The 16,643-nt window shown below is 52.0% G+C and carries 17 protein-coding genes; 11 read left to right on the top strand and 6 right to left on the bottom strand.

Going from position 1 to position 16,643, the window contains the following annotated elements; all coding sequences use genetic code 11:
- Window positions 1–33: 33 nt before the first annotated feature.
- Window positions 34–2,556 carry an XrtN system VIT domain-containing protein gene (locus DZK30_RS24545; RefSeq protein WP_118976851.1) on the top strand — a complete coding sequence of 841 codons (2,523 nt, stop codon included), beginning with the start codon at window positions 34–36 and terminating at the stop codon, window positions 2,554–2,556.
- Window positions 2,541–3,884: an exosortase N gene (gene xrtN, locus DZK30_RS24540; protein WP_118976850.1), complete on the top strand. Its 1,344-nt coding sequence runs from the start codon at window positions 2,541–2,543 to the stop codon at window positions 3,882–3,884. The genes DZK30_RS24545 and xrtN overlap by 16 nt, the downstream gene beginning before the upstream one ends.
- Before the next feature lie 8 nt (window positions 3,885–3,892).
- Here xrtN and DZK30_RS24535 read toward each other — a convergent pair whose 3' ends face one another.
- Window positions 3,893–6,952 carry a glycosyltransferase family 117 protein gene (locus DZK30_RS24535; protein ID WP_162903437.1) on the bottom strand — a complete coding sequence of 1,020 codons (3,060 nt, stop codon included), beginning with the start codon at window positions 6,950–6,952 and terminating at the stop codon, window positions 3,893–3,895.
- 138 nt (window positions 6,953–7,090) lie between these two features.
- On the opposite strand from DZK30_RS24535, the gene DZK30_RS24530 reads away from it, so the two are divergent.
- Together DZK30_RS24530 and DZK30_RS24525 are read left to right on the top strand one after the other, a co-directional pair.
- Window positions 7,091–8,458, top strand: coding sequence for a sensor histidine kinase (locus DZK30_RS24530; RefSeq protein WP_118976848.1), 1,368 nt, complete (start codon window positions 7,091–7,093; stop codon window positions 8,456–8,458).
- Between the two features lie 13 nt (window positions 8,459–8,471).
- Window positions 8,472–9,164, top strand: a complete 693-nt coding sequence (locus tag DZK30_RS24525) for a response regulator transcription factor (protein WP_118976847.1) — start codon at window positions 8,472–8,474, stop codon at window positions 9,162–9,164.
- 120 nt (window positions 9,165–9,284) lie between these two features.
- On the opposite strand, the gene DZK30_RS24520 is transcribed toward DZK30_RS24525, so the two are convergent.
- Window positions 9,285–9,761 carry a DinB family protein gene (locus DZK30_RS24520; RefSeq protein ID WP_118976846.1) on the bottom strand — a complete coding sequence of 159 codons (477 nt, stop codon included), beginning with the start codon at window positions 9,759–9,761 and terminating at the stop codon, window positions 9,285–9,287.
- 65 nt (window positions 9,762–9,826) lie between these two features.
- On the opposite strand from DZK30_RS24520, the gene DZK30_RS24515 reads away from it, so the two are divergent.
- Genes DZK30_RS24515 through DZK30_RS24495 form a run of 5 tightly spaced genes read left to right on the top strand, consistent with a single transcriptional unit; the run spans window position 9,827 to window position 12,939 of the window.
- The gene (locus DZK30_RS24515; protein WP_118976845.1) at window positions 9,827–10,399 is read left to right on the top strand and encodes an NUDIX domain-containing protein; all 573 of its coding nucleotides are present in this window, start codon (window positions 9,827–9,829) and stop codon (window positions 10,397–10,399) included.
- Window positions 10,400–10,424: 25 nt separating this feature from the next.
- Entirely contained in the window at window positions 10,425–10,799 is a 375-nt protein-coding gene (locus DZK30_RS24510) for a VOC family protein (RefSeq protein ID WP_118976844.1), read from the top strand.
- Window positions 10,800–10,831: 32 nt separating this feature from the next.
- The gene (locus DZK30_RS24505) at window positions 10,832–11,665 is read left to right on the top strand and encodes a hypothetical protein (protein ID WP_118976843.1); all 834 of its coding nucleotides are present in this window, start codon (window positions 10,832–10,834) and stop codon (window positions 11,663–11,665) included.
- Window positions 11,666–11,725: 60 nt separating this feature from the next.
- Entirely contained in the window at window positions 11,726–12,631 is a 906-nt protein-coding gene (locus DZK30_RS24500; RefSeq protein ID WP_118976842.1) for a DnaJ C-terminal domain-containing protein, read from the top strand.
- 11 nt (window positions 12,632–12,642) lie between these two features.
- Window positions 12,643–12,939, top strand: coding sequence for a chaperone modulator CbpM (locus tag DZK30_RS24495; RefSeq protein ID WP_118976841.1), 297 nt, complete (start codon window positions 12,643–12,645; stop codon window positions 12,937–12,939).
- On the opposite strand, the gene DZK30_RS24490 is transcribed toward DZK30_RS24495, so the two are convergent.
- From DZK30_RS24490 to DZK30_RS24475, 4 genes are all read right to left on the bottom strand, one after another.
- Window positions 12,936–13,280 carry a TfoX/Sxy family protein gene (locus DZK30_RS24490; RefSeq protein WP_118976840.1) on the bottom strand — a complete coding sequence of 115 codons (345 nt, stop codon included), beginning with the start codon at window positions 13,278–13,280 and terminating at the stop codon, window positions 12,936–12,938. The two genes, DZK30_RS24495 and DZK30_RS24490, sit on opposite strands and share 4 nt — an antisense overlap.
- Before the next feature lie 21 nt (window positions 13,281–13,301).
- Window positions 13,302–13,808, bottom strand: a complete 507-nt coding sequence (locus tag DZK30_RS24485; protein WP_118976839.1) for a 2'-5' RNA ligase family protein — start codon at window positions 13,806–13,808, stop codon at window positions 13,302–13,304.
- A gap of 97 nt (window positions 13,809–13,905) precedes the next feature.
- Window positions 13,906–14,502 carry a GTP cyclohydrolase I FolE gene (folE, locus tag DZK30_RS24480; protein ID WP_118976838.1) on the bottom strand — a complete coding sequence of 199 codons (597 nt, stop codon included), beginning with the start codon at window positions 14,500–14,502 and terminating at the stop codon, window positions 13,906–13,908.
- 33 nt (window positions 14,503–14,535) lie between these two features.
- Window positions 14,536–14,946: a 6-pyruvoyl trahydropterin synthase family protein gene (locus tag DZK30_RS24475; protein WP_118976837.1), complete on the bottom strand. Its 411-nt coding sequence runs from the start codon at window positions 14,944–14,946 to the stop codon at window positions 14,536–14,538.
- Window positions 14,947–15,051: 105 nt separating this feature from the next.
- Between DZK30_RS24475 and mqnB the strand changes: the two genes are divergently transcribed.
- Complete coding sequence (gene mqnB, locus DZK30_RS24470) at window positions 15,052–15,723, top strand: futalosine hydrolase (RefSeq protein WP_118976836.1); 672 nt, start codon at window positions 15,052–15,054, stop codon at window positions 15,721–15,723.
- A 21-nt stretch (window positions 15,724–15,744) separates the two neighbouring features.
- Window positions 15,745–16,167 carry a putative signal transducing protein gene (locus DZK30_RS24465; protein ID WP_118976835.1) on the top strand — a complete coding sequence of 141 codons (423 nt, stop codon included), beginning with the start codon at window positions 15,745–15,747 and terminating at the stop codon, window positions 16,165–16,167.
- Window positions 16,168–16,643 lie beyond the last annotated feature (476 nt).

Raw genomic sequence — 16,643 nt, 5'->3', positions numbered from 1 at the left:
TTGTAATTAAAAGTGCTTTTAAATATAAAAATCATGATCGACGAAACAACAAAGCCGCTTCCTCTTCGCCGGCCGTTCCATTCAGCTGGTCTTTTCTCCATTCTCATCTCTTTTATGGCGTATGCTGCTGGTGTCGGCTCAGGGCTTAAGGATGATGCATTCCTGGGTATCTTCGTATTCAATTATCTGTTGTCTGGCGCCTACTTTCTGTGCCTGTGGATCGGCGGGCGATTCAAAGCCGGCAAAGGAGGCCTTGATCTTTTTTTCCTTTCGCTGGTACTCTTCCTCATCAGCGCTTATTCGCTCAACCGCGTTCTGCCGGTATTCCAGCAATCGGTAGCCTGGCTTAATGTGGCGCTGGTGCTTACGGGTATACTTTATTGCAGCCTGTTGTATTTTGATCGCATAGGTATCTGGGGCCGCCGCCTGGTCGCCCTTGGTATGGGCATCAGCTGGAGCCTGTTCCTTTACCTGGGCATTTATCTGCTACCCTTGTATCCGCTCAGTGTTCCGGCGGCCCTGGCTTTAGGTGTTTCACTGCATACCTTTTGTCCCTTACTTTTCGTGATCTTCACCCTCGTATGGCTATTCCGGAAAGCACCGCTGTACCGGAACGTTACGCGGGCTTTTTGCTGTGGGGTGGGGATATCCCTGGTAGTAGTGGTCACCTTTTGCCTGCAATGGCGGCAGCTCGATCAGCAGGCCGCTTCGTACTATCAGCGGACCCTGATCAGCCAGGACCAGGCATTGCCCTCATGGATAAGGCTGGCCCAGGAGCTGCCGCACAATTGGTTTACCGAGAGGTACCTGAAGACCGGGCTGGTATACAGTGAAGCGGAGCTCTCCGGCAATGGCCTGGACTGGGGGCTTCCCTCCCGGCGGTTCGATGAAGTACGCAAGCATGATCCGCTGATCATGATCGCAACCTTCTTTCACAAAGGTGGCGCCATAAACGAAGAAGAGCGGATCAAAATACTGGAATCGCAGTTCAATGCCCGGTATCAGACCGAGGAACGTCTTTGGAGCGGCCGGGACCTGCGTACTACCGATGTGATCTCCAATATCCGCATCTGGCCGCAGTTCCGCATGGCTTATACCGAAAAGACCATTACAGTAGCGCAGGGGAAAACGGATGCCGGCCGCAACGGTAACGAGGAGGCGCTGTACACCTTCCACCTGCCTGAAGGCGGTGTGCTTACATCGCTTTCCCTATGGATCAATGGCGTGGAAGCCAGGGGAATACTGACAACCAAAGGCAAGGCTAACGAGGCTTACCGGCAGATCGTAGGCGTCGAAAACCGCGATCCGTCTGTCGTGCACTGGCGCGAAGGCAATCGCGTGACCGTAAGGGTATTTCCGGTACCGGCCGGCGGCAACCGTATTTTTAAGATCGGTGTCACCGCGCCTTTGGCTTTCAGGCAAGGCCAGCTCGCCTACGACAATATCTATTTCGAAGGACCGGATGCTTCGGATGCGCGGGAGATCGTGCAGGTCGACTGGCAACAAGGGCCGCCGGCAGCAGCGATGGCCGGTTTTGGCTCAAAAGGCGACGGGCGCTTCCTGAAGGAGCGTGATTATATTAAAGACTGGCACTGGCAATTTCCGGCGGTGGCCCTATCCCCTGATGTGTTCTCCTTCTCTGGATACACCTATCATATCGGCTTATACCAGGCGCAACGAACAGCTACCATCTTTAGCAAGATTTACCTGGACGTTAATGCCAGCTGGACCGAAAAGGAGTTCCTGGCTTTGGTACGGGCCTGGAAAACAGTGCCGGTATATGTGTACGACGATGAACTGATACGGGTAACGGAAGCAGAGGCTGCCGGTTTGTTCCGTCAATTGCATCGTAAGCACTTCAGCCTTTTCCCGATGCAGGCGATCATTGACCCGGGAACGGCATTGCTGGTGACAAAAAGCGGTAAGGTATCGCCCAACACCGGCGACCTGAAGGAAACCCCTTTTGCCGCAGCGCTGGAAGCCTGGCTGGATCAGGGACAAAAACTATGCTTGTTCAACATGGGTACAGAAATGACCCCCTACCTCCGCAGCCTGAAAGAGCACCGGGCTTTCCGCTATGAGCAGGGCAATGTAGCTGCTGCCCTGACCCGTGTGAGGCAGCAGGACTTTGCTGTCGATGTAGAGCATGACGATTGCATCGTGATCGATAATGCCGGCATCATGCTTCGCCGTACAGCCGGTACATCGCGGGGTAAGGCGCCGGATCATTTTCAGCGGCTTTTCGCTTATAATCATCTGATGCGGCAGCTGGGCAGCGGTATTTATCATAACCGTGAGACGGATACGGCATTGGTAGCGGAAGCGCAGCAGGCGAATATTGTGAGCCCGCTGTCGAGCCTTGTGGTGCTGGAAACACAGGCCGATTACGACCGCTTCGATATCAAAGCCAGTGAAAACAGCCTGCAGAATGCCAGCCTGCAGTCCAAAGGCGCCGTGCCGGAGCCTGAAGAATGGGCTTTGATCGCGGTGGCACTGCTGCTGACTGTGGGCGCCTTATACCAGCATAAACTGAAGTCATTATGGAAACACTCTTAGTACCGCCACGCCGGCTCCCATGGATAGCTATCCTGTTGGCTGCGGGCTACCTCATTGCCGGTTGTGCTGTGCTGGGAAGTTACCCGGACTGGCGCTCGGCCAATGGTATTACCGGTATGGTTGCCCTGCCGTTAACACTGTTGCCGGTGAGGGTACGCAAGCCCCGGCCGCATATGGCATTACTATCGGTGGTATTGCTGCTGCTTAGCTTGCTGGCGCCGGTAAAGGCGATCTTATTTTTTGCCTGGTGCAGCCTGCTGCTTTTCTTGTATGAAAGCAGTGGAAGGCAAGCAAGGCTGCCTACCTTATTGACCTTGTTTTTTATGTCGCCGGTATGCCAGTATTTTGCGCATATATTCAGCTTCCCTATCCGGCTACAGCTTACCGAAGCTGCTGGATCGCTGCTGCGGCTGGCAGATCAGAAGGTGAGCATTGCCGGTAACATGATCCTATGCCATGGAAGCGAATTCTCGGTTGATCCGGCTTGCATGGGCTTGCATATGGTGATCACCTCATCGCTCTGCGGCCTTATCCTTCTGGCGGTGCAGCAACGGCGCAGCGGTCTGTACCTGCCGGGTTATTGGATCTTTGCTGTGCTGTTGGTCTTGCTGTTGCTGAACGTCGTGGCGAATCTCCTGCGCATTTTATTGCTGGTTTATTTCCGTATACTACCCGGCGATCCCCTGCACGATATCTGTGGTTTGCTTTGCCTGCTGGTGTATGTATTGCTGCCTGCTTTCTTCCTGGTCAGGAAGCTGGTGGTCCGCGCCGGGAAGCCTTTCCCCGTAACAGATCATGTGCCTGACCCTTATCCACTGGCAGCGCATAGCGCTCATTGGCTGCTGCTGCCGCTGTTCTTGTTTGCCCTCCATTATAGTCGCCAGCAAGGGGAAGCGATGCCCGGTGGCGTGTTGCCGAAGCTGGAAGGATATGCCGTGTCCTGGTATGATAAAGAAGTGATCAAGATCGCCGGCGAACATGCGCTGGTCTATGTCAAGCCGGCAAGAGGTGTTGTGTATACCGATCATAACCCTCTTGTATGTTGGACAGGCTGCGGGTATAGTTTCCGCAACATACAAGAGCAGCAATGGAACAGCATACCCGTTTTTACCGGTATACTGGAGAAAGGGAACGAGCGGCTTTATACCGCCTGGTGGTACGACAACGGGCAACGGTCCACACTGAGCCAATGGACCTGGCGCTGGGATATGCTGCGGGGTAAGCCGGTGTATAGCATCTTTAATGTTACGGCAGGCAGTCCGCAGGCGCTACACGACGAAGTGGCCAGGATCTATGCCTTACGGCGACAGATCCTGGGCCGGGAATAGTAAGTCGCTTAGTGCAGGCTGGGCTTGTATTGGATCGCCGGCATGGCTTCGCCGGAGGTGCCCTGTACATGCCGGGCAGTATCTTCGTCTCCCGCTTCACGGGCGGCAGCAGCCAGTCGCTGGAGCAGGGCAGTGTCACGTTGCAGATCATAAGCCGTACTTTCCTGTTGTGCCGGGGCCAGGTCATTGATCCAGGCCATATCCCGACGGAGATTGGCTGCCAGCAGCAGCGACAGGCGGGCCGCTTTTGTATGGGCGCCGGCATGATAGTAAGCTTCGGCCATATAAACGGAAAGCTCATCATGAGGGTAGGCGGCTGCTGTAATATTCCGTTCCATTTTATCCAGCAGCCGGATAGCCTCCGCTTTCCGGCCCGTAGTGCTAAGGCGCTCGGCCAGCGTTACACTATTGATCCGGTAGGACATGAGCATGACCCTGTTCTTTTCGTCAAAATAAGTATCGCTCCTTTCAGCACCGCCGTACCGGTACAGCGATGTGAAACAATGCAGACTTTTTTCAACGTCGATATTATCTACCTGGCGGGCGGCTGCATTGTAATCGCCGGCTGTAAAGGGCGCCAGGCGATAAACGATCCCTTCCATGCGCAGGTAAGGACTAAGGCCCAGCACATCTTCCTTGTTGGGATAGCTGCCATTAAAGTATATGGGTCTTTTCCAGCCTGAGCGGGCATTGGCAGCGAGTATATTCATCACCGCCAGCTCTTTTTTCTGTACCCCTTCGCCCGGTATGCTGAAATAGAGCCGGGAGCTGTCTTCGGCCATTACAGCAGGTTGCTGTTGCACACCGGGCGGAAGGGGCAATGAAAAATGCTTCGAAGGCAGGTAGCTGACGGCTTCCCCGGCACGGTTGCGCAGCTGGCTCTGCTTGCTGCCGATAAAGCTGCATACTTCGTACAGGTCAAAAAAACGGTCTTCGGCAAGCTGTGGATGATGGTAATAGGAGGTGTAGTTATGCGCGTCGCCCATATAATCTTCCCGGCGCCATACCATCGGCGCTGCATCCGCATCATTTAGCTTATAGTTTAGCTGGTCGATATACCAGTCTGCGTTGAGCAGCTCCATGATCACCACCCGTACATCGGGCCTTACGCCTTCTACTTCCTGCAGGTACCATAGCGGATAAGTATCGTTGTCGCCCTGGGTAAACAGGATGGCATTGGGCGCACAGGAGAGCAGGGTATTGCGGGCTGTAGCCTGAGCCAGCGTTTTGCCGGATCGGTTATGATCGTCCCAGCCTTCCTTCAGCATCAGCACGGGAACTGCGAGCAGGCAGATACTGAAGGCCGGTATCAGGCTGAAGCGGGGCAGCACCTTTCGTAAAACCTGTTCTATGGCCAGCACGCCCATACCGATCCAGACTGCGAAAGCATAGGTGCAGCCGGCAAAGGCATAGTCGCGCTCCCTGGGTTGCAGCGGCGACATATTGAGATAAAGCGCTATGGCAATGCCGGTAAAGAAAAACAGGAGCAGTATGATAAAGGCGTCTTTGCCCTGCCGGCGGAAATGCCATATCATACCTGCAAGACCCAGCAACAACGGCAGGCAATAAAATTCATTACGGGCGGCATTGTACCGGTACGGATCACTCATCAGGTCGATATGACCGGTGCGGGGGTAATCCAGGAAGGGAATGCCGCTGATCCAATTCCCATTGCGGGGCTCGCCCTGGCCTTCCGCATCATTTTGCCGGCCGGCATAATTCCACATAAAATAGCGCCACCACAGCCAGTTCATCTGGTAGCCGGAAAAGAAGGAGAGATTATCTTTTGCCGAAGGCGATTCGTCTTTACCCAAACCCAGGTACCGTCTGTAAAAAGCCTGGTGAGACGCTTCAAAATTGTCCCAGATGCGGGGGAAGAACCGCAGGGAACCCTCTTCGAAAGTATATTCGTTACGTGCGCCGGCGGGTATATAGCGATGGTTTTTACCGTCTTGTTGCCGGTAATAAAAAGGCTTTCCCTCCTTCACCCCGGTGACCGGGCTATCGAAATCCTGGCCATATAGCAGCGGCGGATGCACGTATTGTTCGCGCTGAACATAAGGCACCAGGCTTACGGCATTATCGGGATTGTTGACATCCACCGGCGTGTTGGCCAGGGAGCGAATGACAGGTACGATATAGCAGGAGAAACCTATGATAATAAAAATGAGACCAAGCACTGCGGTATGCAGCGCATAACAGCGCTTCCTTTGCGTCAGCCGTAGCAGTACGGTCAGTCCGGCAGCCAGCAGCAGTACAAAAAAGATCGCGCCGGATTGAAAAGGCAGGTCCAGGCTGTTTACAAAGAAGAGCTCCACGACTGAAGCCAGGATGGGCAAATACTGGATTACGCCAAATTGAACAATGCCCAGCAACAGACATCCCGTCAGCAGCGCCAGCAATACACCCTGTGGGCTCGTCTTTTTCCGTCGGAAATACCACACCATTGCTATTGCCGGTATCGTAAGCAGGTTAAGCAGGTGTACACCAATAGACATACCCACCAGGTAAGCGATCAGCAGCAACCAGCGATCGGCATAGGGCTCATCGGCTATGGCTTCCCACCGGAGGGCCGCCCAGAACACCAGGGCGGTGAACAGGGAGGAGGTCGCATAGACTTCTGCTTCTACAGCAGAGAACCAGAAGGTGTCAGAACAGGTATAGGCCAGCGCGCCTATGATCCCGGCTGCCAGGATCAGTAGTGTTTGCCTCCGGTCCGGCATCGACCGGGGGCTGATGATCTTGCGGGCAAGACGGGTTATGGTCCAAAAGAGGAACATTATCGTGAGCGCGCTGCTGAGCACCGACAGCAGGTTGATTGCATAGGCCGCCCGGGTGGAAGGACGGGCCAGCCAGGCATCGGGGCCTGCGAACAAGGCAAACAGGCGTTGCAGCAGCATGAACAAAGGTGCTCCCGGCGAATGGCCCACCTCCAGCTTATAGGCGCAGGCAAGGAACTCGCCACAATCCCAGAAGCTGGCGGTACGCTCCATAGTGAGCCAGTAAAGGATGAAGGCCAGCAGTGCGAGCAGCCAGCCTGCCAGGTTATTGAGCTTGCGGTAGGTCATAGATTTGAATGAGGTGTCGTATAGGGGCAAAGCTATGTGGCGCGCACACTGCCCCGGGTTAATCCAAAGGGAACTAAGGTTAAAAAAGGTTAATGGATCGCGGTGCTGCATATGAAATCGTAATTTGCAGGTACGTTTATGCAATCAGTCAAAGGAAAAAATAAGCTGCGTCGCACCCGTCTCATTATGATCGCCGGTTATATCCTGCTGGTGGGATTCACCGCGCAGTGGCTATATACCCAATATGAGCGGGAAGAGCATAACCTGCAGAAAGAGCTGAGCAAATTGTTCGACCGTGTGCAGCAGGGCATCACCGATTCCCTGTTGCTGGTATCTGTGATCGATCCGCAGGCAACAGGGCAGGCCCGGGTAACGGAAGCCCCGCCGGTAAACGGACAGATCTCTCTTAGCGATGATACGTTGAAGAAGCTTTCCTCCCTGCTGTTCCGCGACAGCGGCCGGGATGCCTCCATACAAGGCTTAAAGATGGCTGTTCGCAGGGTACGACAGCTTAGCCCTACCGAGAAACAATACCTCTTCCATATCGATACCTCTGTGTTCCACAACGAATTTGCCGATCGCATGCGGCGTATGGGCTGGACATTCCCGGTACAGTGGATCGCCGCTTCAGGAAAGCCTTTTGGTGAAGAGTCTATTTTTATTCCCAATCATTACCTCCAGCCGGGATATGGTGTGGTCATTACTCGGTACCGCGGCTATATCCTGCAAAAGCTATGGCCGCAGTCCATCTTTGTGCTCGTGTTACTGGGTGTAATCCTGCTGGCCTTTTACACCACGTATAAAAGCCTGCTGCGCCAGATACAGCTGGGCGCGATGAAAGACGATTTTGTGAGCAATATGTCGCATGAGCTCAAAACACCTATCGCTACGATGAAAGTAGCCCTGGAAGCGATCCGCCATTTTGATGAGGCCGGGCAAAAGACATTGACGGCAGAATATATGGAGATGGCCACACTGGAGCTGGAACGGCTGGAGCTCCTGGTCAACCGCTCGCTGCACACTTCATTGCTGGAATCGGGTAAACTGGCCATACAGCCGGAGCTATGCGATCTGAAAGTGATCACCGAAGAGGTGCTGCAAGCTTACCAGGTGAAGTTATTGACCTATGATGCCGAAGTGAATTTCGAAGCTAGGGGAATCCATTTCCTGACGATGGCCGATAAGCTCCACTTCCAGGGTGTACTCATCAACCTGCTCGATAATAGTCTTAAATATGGCCAGGATCAGATCCGGATCCAGGTATTGCTGGAGCAGGAAGGCGAACAGCTGATGGTATCCGTAACCGATAATGGCCCCGGTATTCCTGAAGACTACCACCGCAAAATATTCGAAAAATTCTTCCGTGTACCTTCTGATTCGGGCCACCGGGTAAAAGGCTATGGCCTGGGGTTAAGCTACGCCCGGCAGGTGATGCAGCAGCACCAGGGCAGCATTGCCGTGGCCAATATGCCTGAAGGTGGTTGTCGCTTTACCCTTTGCCTGTGATCCTTTATTCCTTATGAAAAAGAAGATTCTTTATATAGAAGACGAGCCTTACCTGGGCCGTATCGTACGGGAAACCCTTACCCTGAAAGGATACGAGGTGCTGCACAAAAAGGATGGTACCCGCCTGGCCGATGTCATTCGCCAATTTAACCCGGATGTCTGCCTGCTGGATGTCATGCTGCCTCATATCGATGGGTTCACCCTGGGCAATCTTGCCCGTAACCTATTCCCGCAGTTGCCGGTGATCTTTCTTACCGCCAAAAGCCAGACGGAAGACCTGGTACAGGGTTTCGCCAGCGGTGGTACCGATTATATTCGTAAACCCTTTAGCATGGACGAGCTGATGGCGCGTATCGAAAACCAGCTCCGGTTGCAGCAACAGAAAAAAGACAATCAGCCGGAGCTACCGGAGGAAGTGTCCCTGAACGCCTGGCGCTTTTATCCAGGGAAGCTTGAGCTGCATTTTGGCGCAGAAGTAAAGCGCCTGTCGCAGAGAGAAAGCCAGATACTCAGCATGCTATGCCTGCATAGGGATAAAGCGCTTGACCGCCGTTTGCTCCTGCAAACGGTATGGGGCGACGATTCTTTCTTCAACTCCCGAAACCTTGATGTCTATATCCGCAAACTGCGGGCTTTTTTCGCTGCCGACGACCGTATTCAGATCATAACGCTCAAGGGGCAGGGTTATCTTTTCATATGCGGGTAAAAGGCAGTTGTTTTTACTTGATGCTATGTATATCCGGCTCGTGCAGGGCGGCCATCGCCGTTCCGGCCGATCCGGTGTATCTGGCCGGAGACGCATAGCGGCCTGAATACATTGCCGCGGTTAATCCCAGCAGCCCAATAGCCGCCGTACGACGAGAATCTGTCCGGTATGGTATGCCGTATGGTCGGCGATAAGCAAGGCTTCGCGCAACAGGTTTTGTCCATCGCCATGAGCGAAAGGCGTATAGAGATCGGCTTCCTTTGCCTGTAATAGGGCGACGAAGCGCTCCCTGTCTTTTGTTACCTGTTGTCCCGTTTTTTCCCAATCCTCATCGCTGATCTTCTCTTTGGCGCCGGGCCAGTATTCGTCGGGCCATTTGGGTGATTGGTGCTTGTCCGACAGGCAAAATTCGACGATATCCCATTGCGTAATACGGATATGTTCGGCCAGTTCCCAGATACTATAAGGCAAAGTATCGGGACGTACCGATCTGAGCTCAGCGGGTACGCCGGCGATGGCGTCTTCAAACGAGGCGTGCGCATTACCTTTTTCCAGCAGGAAGACTAGTTCCCGGATCAGTGTATTTCTTTGTTCCATTACTTTATTAACTATTTGCACAGAGAATTGTTCTTATTCCTGTAAAAGTAAATACCGTCGTCGTTATGGAACATCATCAGGCCATCATTTTGGACACAGACATCCTTTCCGACCAAAAATATACGCTGAAGCAGGTCCGCTTCCGGGCTGATGGCCGGGAGCAGCAGCGCGAAGTCTATGTACGGCCCAACAGCGCCACAGTATTGCCTTACGATCCGGCGCGGCAAACGGTGCTGCTGATCCGGCAGTTCCGCCTGCCCACTTTTCTCAATGGTAACGGCGACGGGTATCTTACAGAATGTTGCGCCGGTGTGCTGGAAGAGGGAGAAACGCCTGAAGCCTGTATCCGCAGGGAAGCCATCGAAGAGCTGGGCTATTGCCTGGAGCAGCTCGAAAAGGTAATGGAAAGCTATATGTCGCCTGCCTCGGTTACCGAGCTGGTGCATTACTTCATTGCACCTTACGATACCAGCATGAAAGTAAGCGAAGGCGGCGGCCTGGCAGCAGAGAACGAATTCATAGAAGTGCTGGAGCTGTCCATGGCCGAAGCATTGGATGGTGTGGCGCAGGGAACGATACGCGATGCGAAGACAATACTGCTGCTACAGCACCTCAGTATAAAGCATCCATTGTCGTAACTTGCATCAGTAGCTATCGCGACCTATGAACCTGAACCAGGTAACCCTGCCTTCGCTCGACCTGCAACAGTCGGTCTCTTTTTACCAACAGCTGGGCATGCGCCTGATCGTTGATGCCTTGCCGCGATACGCCCGTTTTGAATGTCCTGATGGTCAAAGCACCTTTTCATTGCATCTCGTCGATCGCTTGCCGGATGGGGAAGGGATATGGATATACTTGGAATGCGAAGACCTGGACAACAGGGTTGCCGCACTGGTAGCCGGGGGCCTGAAGATGGAGACGATGCCGGAAGATAAGCCCTGGTTTTGGCGGGAAGCGAGACTCCGCGATCCCGATGGCAACCAACTGATCCTGTATTATGCCGGGGAAAATCGTCTGAATCCGCCCTGGCGTATCTGATTTTTCTTATCTTTAGTTTTCAGCCAATACCTATGCCTGCAACCCACCACAAACACCTTTTATACAACCCTTATTTTTTGTTGAGCCTGGCGGTGCTGGTACTCAACGATCATCTTTTGAAGGGATTATGGCACAATGGTTTGACCGGCAAGCTTTCCGATGTCGCCGGTCTCATCGTGCTTTCGCTGTTCCTGGCTTATCTTTTCCCCCGCTTAAGGCAGTATGCCATCTTGCCTGCAGCGCTTTTCTTCGTCTTCTGGAAGCTACCGGTTTCCGATGGTTTTATCCGGGTATATAACCAGGTGGCGCCAATTTCCATCACGAGAGTAGTGGATAGCACCGACTTGTGGGCGCTGCTGGTACTGCCATTGGCCGGCTGGCTGATCGCCCGTCTCCAGGCAAGCCACACTGAGGAGCAAAGAGTGCCGAAACCACACGCCGCGTGGATATTGCTGCCTACCGTCTTTGCTTTGATGGCGACTTCGCCTCCCAAGTCCTATTATTATTCAGGAAAAGAGGGTATAACCATCGGTAAATATTACAAGTTCAGCATGAGCAGCGGACAATTGCTGGAAGCCTTAAGGCGGCAAGGTTACCAGGTGTATCCCGATACCATCGCTATGCAGGGTAATCCCTGGCACGTGAGGAACTACTACATCAAAGACGCGGTACTGGGAATGAAGGATACGATCCGGCTCATTAGTTTTTCCCTGGAGTACGGACACGACAGTACGAAAACGAAACTCTATCTCAACAGCGTGGTACCTGCCAACTTTGATCCGGGTGATGAAGTAGCGATGAAACGCTATCAAGAATATTATAAGCAACTGTTGCGTTCCGAATGGGTGCGGAAGATAGGGCCCTGAGCCGGTCTTCAACCTTTGCCGCGGTTGTTTGTTTTAACCCCTAAATATTGCTTTGTTTTTATGGCTTTTATCGATTACTACCAAGTGTTGGGCATCAAAAAAGATGCGACTACCGAAGAGGTCAAAAAAGCCTACCGGAAGCTGGCCCGAAAGTACCATCCCGATCTTAACCCCGACGACCAGGAAGCCAAAGCAAAATTCCAGCAGCTGAATGAAGCACAGGAGGTGCTTACCGATCCGGAAAAACGCAAGCAATACGACAAGTATGGCGAAAACTGGAAACACGGCGAGCAATACGAGCAGGCCCAACGGGCACAAGAGGCGCAGGGACAGCAGTACCAATATGGTGGTGGCGGTGGTAACTGGCAGGATTATTCCGGCAACTTTGACGATGGTCAGTTTTCTGATTTTTTTGAATCCATGTTCGGCAGCCGTAGCGGCGGTGGGCGGCAGTCTGTATTTAAAGGCCAGGATTATAATGCTGAGCTGAGCCTTTCGCTGCGGGAAGCTTATACAACGCACCAGCAATCGTTTACCATCAACGGCAAAAACGTAAGGATCACAGTTAATGCCGGCATTGCCCAGGGGCAGAAGATCAAGCTGAAGGGCTATGGCGCACCAGGCATGAACGGTGGACCCGCCGGCGACCTCTACCTCACCTTCCATATCAAAGAAGACCCTTTGTTCCGGCGCGAAGGCGATAACCTGTACCTGCACATGGATATTGACCTATATACGGCGGTGCTGGGCGGAGAAGTTACCGTAGATACTCTGGCGGGACAAATAAAGCTTAAGGTAAAGCCGGAAACGCAGAACGGCACGAAACTGCGCCTGAAGGCAAAGGGTTTCCCGGTCTATAAAAAGGAAGGCCAATTCGGCGATCTCTATATCACTTTCAATGTCAAACTGCCCACGCAACTCAGCGATAAGCAAAAAGAATTGTTTGCGCAGTTGGCTGCATCCTAAAATGTTTTCTTATGGCAACGGAGCTAATCACCATAACAGAATATTGTATCCACCATCGTACTGAGGTGTCCTTCATCGACGAACTCGAGCAAAGCGGTCTGATCCATATTATACAACAGGATGAAGAGCGCTGCATCGACTACGACCAGCTGGATCAGCTGGAAAGTTATACCCGTTGGTACCAGGACCTCGACATCAATGTAGCCGGTATCGAAACCATTCATCACCTGTTACAGAAGATCGGGGCGCTGCAGCAGCAGGTACGGACATTGGAAGCCGGCCTCAGCCATTATGAGGCCGGGGCCTAAGCTTTCTTTTTTGAAGCCTTGGCTTGTCCATTGAAGGCCATGGCGGCTGCGATCCAGCCGTCGAAGTCTTTCCTGCTCTTGTAGCCTTCCGGCGCCACATACACATAGTCGTTCAGGCTACGGCCGCCATGGATCATCGGCCGGCAATCGTTGCGCTCGAGGGCGGTTGCGGTGGCTTCGGGGCCTATACGGCACATAAGCTCGTCTTTGCTGATGCAGACGCACATCTTCCCCTTTACCATGAAACAAAGACCGCTGAACATTTTTTTCTCTTCGATCTCTGTAGTATAAATTAATAAGGCTTCCCTGACCCGGTTGGCCAGCTGTTCGTCGTAGGACATATGGATAGTTGTGTGATCATATTAAGAAGCCTTCAGTAACGGGATTTCTCTGAACGGCTGCCAGCCGCTATGTTCAAAGCGTAGCAGCCAATAGCTGGTTACTGCAAAAGTAGCTTCGAAGGGCCTGTTCTCAAAGGCTTGCCATGCCAGGGGAAAAGCCTTGCGATTCTTGTTCCTGTAGCCGATGGTCATATGAGGATGAGCGGATCCGCGCGCCAGGTTGCTGAAAAGGCGGCTAAGGGCAATCGTTTCTCCCACGCTTGCATAGATCGTGTGGGAGCCGAAATGCTGAAAACCCGATAACGTAAGCAGGAACGGTGGACAATCGCTGCACAGCTCCGTAAGATCATGCACCAGGAAACCGGCACTGCCGCTGTCTTCTTTGAAGGGAGGAATAAGCGTAATATGTGGCAATACCGTGGCGCTTTTGAATGTGGGAAAACGTTCGGCAAACTCCTGTTTGAATTGCCTTATCTGCATATCTACTGGCTCGGGCGGCAATATCGCCACCAGGTACAGCGCTTCCATAGTCTGCGGTCGTTGGTTCAACCTAAAGGTACAAAAAAGAGCGGTCCTGTTGAACGGACCGCTCTGGCATATTTTGACGTTTATGATCTTACCGGTATCAGCTTAATTCCGAAGAGATCAGCTTGAGGAACTCGGTACGGGTCTCGTTCACATGGAACTGGCCGCTAAAGGCCGAGGTAGTGGTTACGCTGTTCTGTTTGCCCACTCCCCGCATCATCATACACATGTGCTTGGCTTCAATGACTACGGCCACGCCCTGGGGCTGCAGCGCATCCTGGATGGCATGCAATATCTGCTCCGTAAGCCTTTCCTGTACCTGCAGACGGCGCGAAAAGCAATCTACCACACGGGCAAGCTTGCTGAGTCCGGTAATATAGCCGTTAGGAATATAAGCGATATGCGCTTTGCCGATAAAAGGCAGCATATGGTGCTCGCAAAGAGAGTACAGCTCGATATCTTTCACGATCACCATTTCGCTGTAGTCTTCCTTGAATTTGGCCGAATTCAGGATCTCGGCCGCATCCATCTGGTAGCCCTGTGTGAGGTATTGCATGGCCTTCGCTACTCTTTCGGGGGTCTTCTCCAGGCCATCGCGTTGCAAATCTTCGCCCAGCAGGCCTATCACATTGGTATAGTGATCCTTGAGGGAGGAAGTGATCTCTTCGTCGTAATGCTCAATCTTCTTATACGCCATTAAAATGCTTGAATTGGTAAGTGAACGGTAGTCCTAGCCGAAATACTCCACATAGATCTTCGGCGTTTCGTAGAGGCGGATGCCGTGTAAGGTAGCGCCTTCCCGGGCGACATGCGGTTCCAGCTCGTTCCATATGCCTATGGCGAGGTTCTCGGCGCTGGTGAACTTATCTTTCATGAAATCCACATCCAGGTTCAGGTTCTTGTGGTCTATTTTTTCAATTATAATGTCTTTTACCAAGGTACCCAATGTCTTGGCATTGAAAATAAATCCCGTTTCAGGATGAGGCTCGCCCTTCACAGTTACATGCAGTTCGTAGTTGTGGCCATGCCAGTTGGCATTGGAACATTTGCCGAATACTTCACGGTTCTGCTCCTCGTTCCACGCCGGGTTATACAATTTGTGCGCAGCATTAAAATGCTCTACACGTGTAAGGTATACCATAAAAATTTAATGATTTCTGCAAAGGTACTACCTTACAGAGGTTTGGCAAAAAACATTACCCATAAAGCTATAAACAGATTAAATTTGCCGGAATAAAAACAGGCTATGAGATTACTGGTTGCAGCGGCAACTACATTTGAGCTGGAGCCATTACAGCAATTCCTGGAGCAGCATTGTCAACGTATTGCGGAAAACCATTACCGGCGGGAACAGCTGGATGTCCTCATCTGTATCACGGGCATAGGCAGTATGCAAACGGTATTTAACCTTTCAGAAAGTATCGCGGCTTTTGATCCGCATTTTTGCCTGCAAGCCGGTGTGGCGGGCGCTTTCGACCGCAATCTGCCGCTGGGTGGGTTGGTCATCGTCCAGGAAGAAGTGCTGGGAGACCTTGGTGTGGAAGACAACGGGCGCTTCAGGGATATGTTTGATATCGGGTTGATGGATGCGCAGGAACGCCCCTTCATCAATAAAAAGCTGATCAATACATTCAGTGATTTTCCCATTAAGCTCAACCTTCCTTTCGTATCGGCCCTTACGGTCAATACGGTAAGCGGTACGGAAACCACCATCAGCAGCAGGGCTGAGCATTATGCCTGCGCCCTGGAAAGCATGGAAGGCGCCGCTTTTCATTATGTATGCCTGAGGAAGAAGATCCCTTTCCTGCAGGTACGTAGTATTTCCAATTATGTAGAACCCCGCGACAAGAGCCGCTGGAAAATGAAAGAGGCGATCGAAAAGCTGAACGGCTGGCTGATCGCCAATATCCCGGAGTAGCAAAGCGTCAGATGTATTTATATGGCAAGACTAATTACCCTGCGTACCTTTGATAACTATGTAACGGCACACATCGTCAAGTCGAGGCTGGAAGCCGAAGGCATGGCCTGTGTGCTGCAAAACGAGCATACGATCGCTATGCAATGGCACATGGCCGAAGCCAACGGGCGCATCAGGCTGCAGGTGGCCGAGTGTGATAAAGCGATGGCCGAGCATGTGCTTGCGGTGATCGAGCAGGAGGCGCTGGCGGTACAGTCGACTATCGGTTTCTGGGACGAAGAGGACATTGACCAGCTGGATCCCAATAACCGTATCTGTATCCATTGCGGCAGTAAAAATACCCGAAAGGAAGACTACAGCAAGCGGCCTGCAATGCTGCGCTGGCTGCTCCAGGGTTTTGCCTCCGATAAATGGCATTGTTTCCATTGCGGTGCCGACTTTTGATCGGAAAATTCCAAGTGGCAAATTCTAATACTTAGTACGCGATGAAATAGTTGGCAATTGGCAGTGGGCAAAATTGAAATCCAATGTTAATAGAATAGTTGGCAATTGGCAATCTTCAAAGCTTGAATTCCAAGCGACAATTTACAAATATTAAATTCCAAGGTCCAAATCTCAATACCCAATACCCAATACCTAATACCTAATACCTAATACCCAATACCCAATACCTAATACCTAATACCTAATACCTAATACCTAATACCTAATACCTAATACCTAATACCTAATACCTAATACCTAATACCTAATACCTAATACCTAATACCTAATACCCAATACCCAATACCCAATACCCAATACCTAATACCTAATACCTAATACCTAATACCTAATACCTAATACCTAATACCTAATACCTAATACCTAATACCTAATACCTAATACCTAATACCTAATACCTAATACCTAATACCTAA

Origin of the sequence: Taibaiella koreensis, assembly GCF_003545715.1 — a bacterium.
Taxonomy (GTDB): domain Bacteria; phylum Bacteroidota; class Bacteroidia; order Chitinophagales; family Chitinophagaceae; genus Taibaiella; species Taibaiella koreensis.
This window is presented reverse-complemented; position numbering and strand designations above follow the sequence as displayed.

Excerpts from the sequence above, each read along its gene's own strand:
- mqnB (WP_118976836.1), top strand. The coding sequence starts at position 15,052 with ATGAGATTACTGGTTGCAGCGGCAACTACATTTGAGCTGGAGCCATTA.
- DZK30_RS24500 (WP_118976842.1), top strand. The coding sequence starts at position 11,726 with ATGGCTTTTATCGATTACTACCAAGTGTTGGGCATCAAAAAAGATGCG.
- DZK30_RS24485 (WP_118976839.1), bottom strand. The coding sequence starts at position 13,808 with ATGGAAGCGCTGTACCTGGTGGCGATATTGCCGCCCGAGCCAGTAGAT.
- DZK30_RS24530 (WP_118976848.1), top strand. The coding sequence starts at position 7,091 with ATGCAATCAGTCAAAGGAAAAAATAAGCTGCGTCGCACCCGTCTCATT.
- DZK30_RS24520 (WP_118976846.1), bottom strand. The coding sequence starts at position 9,761 with ATGGAACAAAGAAATACACTGATCCGGGAACTAGTCTTCCTGCTGGAA.
- DZK30_RS24505 (WP_118976843.1), top strand. The coding sequence starts at position 10,832 with ATGCCTGCAACCCACCACAAACACCTTTTATACAACCCTTATTTTTTG.
- DZK30_RS24490 (WP_118976840.1), bottom strand. The coding sequence starts at position 13,280 with ATGTCCTACGACGAACAGCTGGCCAACCGGGTCAGGGAAGCCTTATTA.
- DZK30_RS24465 (WP_118976835.1), top strand. The coding sequence starts at position 15,745 with ATGGCAAGACTAATTACCCTGCGTACCTTTGATAACTATGTAACGGCA.
- DZK30_RS24535 (WP_162903437.1), bottom strand. The coding sequence starts at position 6,952 with ATGACCTACCGCAAGCTCAATAACCTGGCAGGCTGGCTGCTCGCACTG.
- folE (WP_118976838.1), bottom strand. The coding sequence starts at position 14,502 with ATGGCGTATAAGAAGATTGAGCATTACGACGAAGAGATCACTTCCTCC.
- DZK30_RS24515 (WP_118976845.1), top strand. The coding sequence starts at position 9,827 with ATGGAACATCATCAGGCCATCATTTTGGACACAGACATCCTTTCCGAC.
- DZK30_RS24495 (WP_118976841.1), top strand. The coding sequence starts at position 12,643 with ATGGCAACGGAGCTAATCACCATAACAGAATATTGTATCCACCATCGT.
- DZK30_RS24525 (WP_118976847.1), top strand. The coding sequence starts at position 8,472 with ATGAAAAAGAAGATTCTTTATATAGAAGACGAGCCTTACCTGGGCCGT.
- DZK30_RS24510 (WP_118976844.1), top strand. The coding sequence starts at position 10,425 with ATGAACCTGAACCAGGTAACCCTGCCTTCGCTCGACCTGCAACAGTCG.
- DZK30_RS24545 (WP_118976851.1), top strand. The coding sequence starts at position 34 with ATGATCGACGAAACAACAAAGCCGCTTCCTCTTCGCCGGCCGTTCCAT.
- DZK30_RS24475 (WP_118976837.1), bottom strand. The coding sequence starts at position 14,946 with ATGGTATACCTTACACGTGTAGAGCATTTTAATGCTGCGCACAAATTG.
- xrtN (WP_118976850.1), top strand. The coding sequence starts at position 2,541 with ATGGAAACACTCTTAGTACCGCCACGCCGGCTCCCATGGATAGCTATC.